Source organism: Micromonospora sp. KC207, assembly GCF_004348615.1.
GTDB lineage: Bacteria > Actinomycetota > Actinomycetes > Mycobacteriales > Micromonosporaceae > Micromonospora.
In genome coordinates, this window is the sequence record NZ_SMKJ01000308.1 from 1 (window position 1) to 7,862 (window position 7,862).

Genomic DNA, 7,862 nt, shown 5'->3' on the forward strand with positions numbered 1-7,862 from the left:
ACCTGAACCCACCCACCCGGGGCCGTACCGCCCCAGGCCCACGTGGATGAGTCCTGTGGGCGGGATCAGTTGACCCGAGCGCGAGACACCTGCGCAGGGTTCACGCACGTCAGTGGCGTAATCGGACAGCCGGGCGGCGACACCGACAGGGCGGATGTTCTCTCCCCACCGGGGATGGGTTGTAATGGAGATCTCCCCGCCCCCAGGAGGTCCACGTGGCGAGCGTCGCCGAGCTGAAGGCAGCCATCGATGTCGCCCTCCAACAGATCGGTGACGGGCAGACCGCGGTGCAGGCGGCCGGTGAGAAGCTGGCGGAGGCGCAGCAGACCCTGGCCGGGGCGCTGGAGGGCAGCGGGCACGAGACGGTCGAGGCGGCGCAGGCCTCGCTGACCCAGGCCAGCCAGGAACTGGAGGAGTGCCTCGCGGCCACCCTCGTCGCGGTGGAGCAGGCGCAACTCTACGTCTCGACCCTGTAAGGGGCGGACGTGTCCATCATCGAGGACGTCGGGGCCCAGGTGCGGGCCGCCGCGGAGGAGTTCCCGCTGGCCCAGCTCGCCCTGGCGCTGGAGAAGTTCGGCCAGGCCACCGAGCGGCTGCGCTGGGTGCGGCAGGAGTCGGCCAACCCGATGGGGGTGCCGGAGCTGTCCGCCGCCGTCGAGCACGCCGAGTCCGCCGGTCACGCGCTGCGGGTGGCCCAGGAACAGCTCTCGACGTACCTCGCGGCCATCGGGCTGTCCCCCGACGGCGCCCCCGCGCCCCGCCCGGCCGGCGACCGGCAGGTACACGACGCCTCGCGCGACGCGCCACCCGCCGCCGGTGGCGAGCCGCCGGCCCGCGACGACAACCCGGTGCTGCGCCGCTGGTGGGCGGTGCGGGTGGCGGAGCTGACCGGCGGCCGGGAGGGCGCGCCGGACGAGCCGGACGAACGGATCGGCGACTCCCGGGAGCTGCTGCGCCGGGTCGCCGACGGGGTCCGCGGCGGCGACCGGGACCGGCTGCACCGCGAGCTACGCGCCGCGCACGCCGACGTCGGCCTCGGCCTGGCCGCGCTCGCCCCGCCACTGCTGCGCGAGCTGGCCGGGGAACTGCTCGGGCACCCGCCCCGCGCCGACGACCTGCCCCGGCTGCGCAGCGAGCTGGACAGCCGGGTGCGCGACCTGCTGCCCGGGCTGCCCCCGCCGGTACTGGAGACGCTGCTCACCCGGGTCTGCCGGATGCCCCCGCCGCCGCGTGGCAGCGGCGAGGAGCAGCCCCACGCCGCCGACGCGGCGGTCACCGCCGGCGTGGTCACCGCCGTGCTGCTGGCCCGCCTCGGCAGGGACCTGCCCCGCGACGAGGAACAGCCCGACCCGGCGGCCGCGACCGCCCAGCGCAAGCGCCGCGAGGCCGAGCGGGACGCCTGGGACGAGGCCACCCGGGCACGCGCGGCCCGCGACCGCGCGGCCCGGGAGCGGGCCGCGCAGGGCAGGCCGCCCGCGCCGCCCGCCGGGGGCGCCGCCCGCCGGGGCTCCGATGGCTGACCGTCGCGCCCAGCTCGTGACCCGGGTGCGGGGCATGCTCTCCGAGGCGCTGGGCGCCACCCGGCACCGCCTCGCCGACGCCGACGCCGAGCTGGCCGCCGCCCGGGACCGGCTGGCCCGCGTGCAGCGCGCCGCGGCGGCCGTACCGGCCAGGGTGGGAACGCAGCGGGACCGGCGGTTGGCCGAGATCGACGCCCGGCACACCGCCCGGATCGCCGAGCTGGCCCGCCGGGCCGTGGACGCCGCCCGCCGCGAGGCACCAGGCGCGGCCTCCGCGGGCTGGGCGGAGTGGGCCGCGACGCCGGCCGGTCGCGGCGAGACACCCGGTGCCGTACGCGTCGGCACCGTACGCATCCCCGGCGCGGAGCCGGTGCCGGCGCTGGTGCCGCTGCTCGACGCCGGCCACGTGCACCTGACCGGGGCCGAGGCCGACGGCGGAGCGGCCGTGGTGCCGGCGCTGCTGCTGCGCAGCCTGGGCCGCGCCGACCCGGGCGCGGTGCGGCTGTTCGGGTACGACCCGGAGCACCTCGGCGGCGGGCTGGCCGGCTTCGCCCCGCTCGGCACCGCCGGGCTGCTCACCTTCGTCGGCCCCGGTGGGCTGGGCCGGCTGCTGGACGACTTGGTGGAGCAGATCCGCCGGATCAACGAGACGGTGCTGGCCGGGGAGTACCGCTCGCTGCGGGAGCTGGCCGCCGCGACCGGCCGCCGTCCCGAGCCATGGCGGGTGGCGGTGCTGCTCGGCGGCGACGAGCTGTCCCGGCACGAGCGCGGCCAGCTCGACCGGGTGGTACGCACCGGCGCGGCGTGCGGGGTGCACCTGGTGACACGCGGCGTGCCGGTGCCGGACGACCCGACGGTGACCCGGGTCGTGGTGGGCCCGGACGGTGCCCGGCTGGGCGGCCCGCCCGGCCTGCCGGTCACCCTGGACCCACCGCCCCCGGCCACGCTGGTCACCGAGACCTGCCGGCAGATCGCCGCCCGGGTCAACGCCGGCCCCCCGCCGGCCCCGTTCACCGACCTGCTGCCGCCGCCGGAGCAGATGTGGCGGGAGGACTCCTCGACCGGGCTGACCGCGCCCATCGGCGAGGGCCCGCACGGCCGGCCGGTCCTGCTCACTCTCGGCGACTACCCGCCGCACGCGCTGATCGGCGGCCCGTCCGGCACCGGCAAGACCAACCTGATCTTCGCCTGGATCGGCGCGCTGGCGTCCCGCTACTCCCCCGCCGAGCTGGAGTTCTACCTGCTCGACTTCAAGGAGGGGGTGTCCTTCGCCCGGTTCGCCCAGGGCCGGCGGGACCCGAGCTGGCTGCCGCACATGCGGCTGGTCGGGATCAATGTCAACACCGACCGGGAGTTCGGGCTGGCACTGCTGCGGTTCCTCGCCGAGGAGCTGCGCCGGCGGGCCGACGCGGCCAAGAAGCACGAGGTGACCAAGCTCGCCGAGCTGCGGGCGGTCGACCCGACCGGGAACTGGCCCCGCATCGTCGCCGTGGTCGACGAGTTCCAGGCGCTGCTGGCCGGCCGGGACGTGGTCGCCCGGGAGGCCGCCGACCTGCTGGAGGACCTGGCCCGCCGGGGCCGGTCCCAGGGCATCCACCTGGTGCTGGCCTCGCAGGACGTACGCGGCATCGAGGCGCTGTGGGGGCGACCGGCGCTGGTCGCCCAGTTCACCCTGCGCATCGCGCTGCCCAAGGCGCTACGCATCCTCGCCGAGCGCAACGACGCCGCCCAATCCCTGCCCCGCCACCACGCGGTGGTCAACGCCGAGTCGGGCCTCGTCGAGGGCAACGAGGTGGCCCGCATCCCGTCGGCCAGCGACTGGGACGCCTGGAGCGAGTTGCAGCATCGACTGTGGCGGATGCGCCCGGCCGACGCCCGGCCCGCCCGGCTCTTCGACGGCGACGCGATCCCCCGGCTCGCCGACGCCCCGGACTTCCGGGCGCTCACCCCGCCCGAGGGCGAGGTTGCGCCGCGCAGCCCGGTGGCCCTGCTCGGGGAGATCATCGACGTGCAGGCCCGCTCGGCGGTGCTGCGGCTGCCCCGGGCCCCCGGGCGCAACCTCGCGGTGCTGGGCACCCGGGTCGACGAGGCGTGCGCCGTGCTGGACGCCGCCGCCCGGTCGCTGGCCCGCCAGCACCGCCCCGGCGCCGCCCGGTTCTCCATCGCTTGCCTCGACCCGGACGCCGACCCGGACGCCCGGGAGCTCTACGCCGACCTCGCCGACGACGCCGCCTGGTACGACGACGAGACCGTACCGGAGCTGATGGCCGAGACGGCGGCGGCCCTCGATCGGCCGGGCACCCCGGCCACCCCGCACTACCTGCTGCTGTACGCGGTCGACGCGGCGGCCGGCCGGCTGGCCGCGCGGGCCGGCGGGCGGACCGGGCTGGAGCACCTGCGCCGCGTCCTGCACGACGGGCCGGAGCGGCGTACCCACGTGCTGGCCTGGTGGCGCGGCGTGGCCCGGATGCGGGTGGACCTCGGCGGGCCGGCTGCCCGCACCGACCAGATCGGCGCGTGGGTGGCCCTCGACGTCCAGGGCGGCGAGCTGGGCTCGTCGCTGTACCCGGGCACGGGCGGCCCCGACTGGTATCCCCGCCCGTGGCGGGGGCTCTTCTTCGACCGGGCGGCGCACCGCACCGGCCAGGTCATCATCCCCTACGGACCGGCGGCATGAACGAACCGGTGACCAGCGAGACGTACGCGGCGCAGGTGCGGCGGCTGGCCGAGCTGGCCGACCGGGTGCACACCCAGCGCGCCGAGGCCCGCACCTGGTACGACCAGCAGTGCGCCGCCGCCGAGCGGGCCGTCACCGAGGCCGCCGAGCAGCTCCGGGACGCCGAGCGGGAGGCGGCCGACGCGCGGGAGCTGGTGGAGCGGGTGGACGCCGAGGCGGCCCACCTGTGGCAGCAATTCCGGGCCCGGTTGGGCGCGGGTGCCCGCCGCCTCGGCGACCCGCCCGGCCCGGCCCGGGACGCCTCGGGCGATCCGCTGCTGCTGCTGCACGGGGTGCGCGGGCTGCTGGACCGGACCAGGCAGCCGGGCGAGCTGCCCGCGTCGGCGAACCCGCTGCTGGCGCTGTGCGGGGTGGTGGGCGCGGCGGTGATGTTCGCCCTCGGCGCGGGGGCCCGGGCGCTCGGCGCCCGCAACGGCGGTGACCTGGCGGTGGGCCTGCCGGTGCTGGCGCTGGTGGTGACCCTACTCGGCCCGTTGGTCGGGTTGGCCCTGGCCAAGCGGCTCGCGGACCGCCGGCACGCGGTGCTGTCCCCCCGGCCGGTCACGGTCGTCCTGGTGGCCGGCCTGGTGACCACCGCCGGGCTGCTGATCCTGGCCCGCTGAACCGGCCGACCGCCGACGGTCCCGGCCGGAGTGGGCCACCCCGGCCGGGCTCGGCTCAGCTGCGCGACGCCAGGTCGCCGCAGCCGGTCTCGTCGGGCAGCAGCGGCCGCAGCGCGACCGTCCAGCGCTTCCCCCCGGAGGTCCACGGGGTCGCCGCGTTGGCCGTGCCGGCGGCGTCGAGCAACTGCCGTACCGCCGCGCCGGTCACCGTCACGCAGCCCAGCCCGAGGCCGTCGCCGATCGATTCGCCGGGCAGCTCGGGGCCCGGCCAGGCCACCTCCGCCTGCTTGCCGACCTCCCCGCCGGCGGTCCACTTCTGGGCGACGGCCACGACGGCGGTCGGCTGGTACAGCTGCGGGTCCGTGCCGGACAGTCCGGTCAGCTTCTCGGCGAAGGCGCGCAGCCGGTCACGGGCCGCCCGCTGCTCGGCGCTCAGGCCGGACTCGGGGCCGGTCGCCTCGGCGAGGGCGTAGACCTCCAGTTCCTCGGTGCCGACGGGGCCGCGAACGGTGAACCGGGTCGCGGCCACGTCGGTGATCGACGGGGTGCCGAGGTCCTGGGCGGTGCCCACCCCGGCGGCGCGGGCCTGTGCGACCAGCTCAGCCACCGCCCCGGCATCGATCTTCGCCACCTGGACGTTGGGCAGGGCCGGTCCCGGGTAGATGGCGGGGACCGGCCCCTCTGCGATGACCCGGCCGTCGCCGTACACGCTGACGGCGGGCAGCCGGGTCGCCAGCGTGATCGGCGACACGAACCCACCCGTGTATGCCATCCGGACCACCGGCACGTCGTCGGGATATGCGGCGGCGGGCTCGCCGGCGCCGGACGGGGCGTCCTGCTGGGCGCAGGCCCCGGTCAGCAGGAGCAGCGGTAGGACCGCCACCCGCATGCGTCGAAGAAGTGTCATGGCACTGCGACGCAGCCGGCGGCCGAAGGGTTCCCGTCAGCGCGACTGTCCCTCGGCGGGGACGGCGACGGCCTCGCGCAGCAACCTGCGGGCCAGGACGACCCGGTCGGCGGCGGCGTCGAGGCCGGGCAGGTCGCCGACGCGGGTCACCGCGCCGGTGAGCAGCGCGCGCAGCGCCGGCTCGCACCCGGCGGGCAGCGTCAGCACCCGGTCGAACAGGCGCAGCGTGACCTTCCCGTCCCCGGTCGGGTCGAGCCGCCAGCGCAGCCCCGGCCGGGGCGCGAGCCGGGTGTCGGCGTCAACGCAGGCGAGCGCGGCGGCCTGGGCCAGGGGCCGGATCGGGGCGGGCCGGGCGGCCGGCCAGGCCCGCGCCCGCAGCCGGTCGGCCACGGCAGCCGGGTCGGCGCGCAGCAGCCAGTCCCGCAGCGCCTCGACGGTCTCGGTCAGCTCCGGCTCGATCGCGTCCGGGTCGGCCACGTCGATGCCGAACGGTAGGCCGGCGCGCAGCCGGGCGTCGGCGGCGGCGAGGGCGAGCAGCTCCTCGGCGATGGCGTACCGGGTCAGCGCCCGGATGCCGACGGTCAGGTGCAGGGAACTGCTCTCCTGGGCCTGGGCGGTGTGCAGCCAGCCGCGCGGCAGGTAGAGCGCGTCGCCCGGTTCGAGAACCACGTCGAGCGCGGCGGGCCCCTGGGCGGTGGCGGAGACCTCGTCGGCCCGGCCGCCCCAGGGTTGGCGTTCGAGGGGATCGGCCAGCACCGGCGGGTGGATGCGCCAGTGCTTGCGCCCGTCGACCTGGAGCACGAAGACGTCGTGGGTGTCGTAGTGGGTCGCGAAACCCTGGTTGCCGGCCGGGGTCAGGTAGGCGTTGACCTGCAACGGCTGCGCGAGGGCGGCACCGAGCTCGCGGGCGAAGTCGACCAGGGCGGGCCAGGTGCGGTGCAGTCCCTGGAGCACCAGCGTCGCGCCGGAGGCGTACAGCTCCAGCACCCGCTCGTCGAGGACCTGGTCGCCGATCTCGGCGCCGGCACCGCCGCCGCCGGTCCAGCGCGCCGCCGGCACGAGCTGGCCGTCCTTGGCGATGCGCAGGAACGGGGTACGCAGCCCGCGCCGGCTGAGCAGTTCGTCGGCGTCGGCGGGGCTGAGCAGGTCGGTGAAGCCGCCGGCGTTGGGCAGCTCGGCGGCGCGGGACAGCAACGGGGCCCGTCCCCAGTGGGCGGCGGCGAACTTGCCCGGCTCGACGGCGACGCAGCGCGCGAGGGCCCGGGCGGCGGAGGACGGAACCGCCGGGCGGCCGTGGCCGCCCGGCGGGTCGGTGATCGTCATCGCAGGGACGTCAGACGGCACTGCCGTCGGCGCCACCGTCCCGCTGGCCCGCTGTGGCACCACCGTCGGCCGGACCCTCGGCCCCACCGTCCGCGCCACCGTCCCGCTGGCCCGCTGTGGCACCGCCGTCGGCCGGACCCTCGGCCCCACCGTCCGCGCCACCGTCCTGCTGACCCGGGGTGGCACCGCCGTCGGCCGGACCCTCGGCCCCAGCATCCGCGCCACGGTCCTGCTGACCCGGGGTGGCACCGCCGTCGGCCGGGCCCTCCAGGCCGCCGCCGCTGGTCGTCTGGATGTCGTCGTCGTTGAGTGCCATTCGGTGCTCCCTCGCCAAGTGCCGCCCCGCCGCGTGACGGGGGTTCGTCGTGCGGCGGGTGGTACCCCCGGCACGATCTTTCCTAACCACACCGTAGACGGCGGGCCCCGCCGGCACGTCCGGTTTGCCGGTGTGCCGGCGGAACGAGGGCGATCAGCCGTTGCGGCAGACGCTGCCGTTGAAGGTGAAGCTGGTGGGCGACGGGTTGGACCCCGTGTGGGTGCCCTGGAAACCGAAGCTCACCGTGCCGCCGACGGGCAGCGCACCGTTGTAGCTCATGTTACGGGCGTTGACCTGGGTGCCCGACTGGGTGACGGTGGCGTTCCAGGCGTTGGTGACCTGCTGGCCGGCGGGGAAGTAGAAGCCGAAGGTCCAGGAGTTGACGGCGTTGGGGCCGTCGTTGCGGATCCGGATCTCGGCGGTGAAGCCGTTGCCCCAGGAGTTCGGCACGTAGCTC

Annotated in this window: 8 protein-coding genes; 4 read left to right on the forward strand and 4 right to left on the reverse strand. The window is 76.9% G+C overall.

Annotation, left to right across the window (positions count from 1 at the left end; genetic code table 11):
• Positions 1 to 215 precede the first annotated feature (215 nt).
• Genes E1258_RS27425 through E1258_RS27440 form a run of 4 tightly spaced genes read left to right on the forward strand, consistent with a single transcriptional unit; the run spans position 216 to position 4,859 of the window.
• On the forward strand, positions 216 to 476 hold the full coding sequence (locus tag E1258_RS27425; RefSeq protein WP_007076395.1) for a hypothetical protein: 261 nt from the start codon (positions 216 to 218) through the stop codon (positions 474 to 476).
• 9 nt (positions 477 to 485) lie between these two features.
• Positions 486 to 1,520, forward strand: coding sequence for a hypothetical protein (locus tag E1258_RS27430; protein ID WP_243715727.1), 1,035 nt, complete (start codon positions 486 to 488; stop codon positions 1,518 to 1,520).
• The gene (locus E1258_RS27435; protein WP_132406214.1) at positions 1,513 to 4,197 is read left to right on the forward strand and encodes an FtsK/SpoIIIE domain-containing protein; all 2,685 of its coding nucleotides are present in this window, start codon (positions 1,513 to 1,515) and stop codon (positions 4,195 to 4,197) included. The genes E1258_RS27430 and E1258_RS27435 overlap by 8 nt, the downstream gene beginning before the upstream one ends.
• Complete coding sequence (locus tag E1258_RS27440) at positions 4,194 to 4,859, forward strand: hypothetical protein (RefSeq protein ID WP_132406216.1); 666 nt, start codon at positions 4,194 to 4,196, stop codon at positions 4,857 to 4,859. Before E1258_RS27435 ends, E1258_RS27440 begins: the two co-directional genes overlap by 4 nt.
• 55 nt (positions 4,860 to 4,914) lie before the next feature.
• Here E1258_RS27440 and E1258_RS27445 read toward each other — a convergent pair whose 3' ends face one another.
• The 4 genes from E1258_RS27445 to E1258_RS27460 form a co-directional block, all read right to left on the reverse strand.
• A complete protein-coding gene (locus tag E1258_RS27445; RefSeq protein ID WP_132406218.1) occupies positions 4,915 to 5,766 on the reverse strand; it encodes a hypothetical protein in 852 nt (283 codons plus the stop codon).
• Between the two features lie 36 nt (positions 5,767 to 5,802).
• Positions 5,803 to 7,089: a cupin domain-containing protein gene (locus E1258_RS27450; protein ID WP_132406220.1), complete on the reverse strand. Its 1,287-nt coding sequence runs from the start codon at positions 7,087 to 7,089 to the stop codon at positions 5,803 to 5,805.
• Between the two features lie 10 nt (positions 7,090 to 7,099).
• Positions 7,100 to 7,405, reverse strand: a complete 306-nt coding sequence (locus E1258_RS27455) for a hypothetical protein (protein WP_132406222.1) — start codon at positions 7,403 to 7,405, stop codon at positions 7,100 to 7,102.
• A gap of 153 nt (positions 7,406 to 7,558) precedes the next feature.
• The coding region (locus E1258_RS27460; RefSeq protein WP_207919745.1) for a cellulose-binding domain-containing protein at positions 7,559 to 7,862 on the reverse strand (304 nt) is incomplete at its 5' end.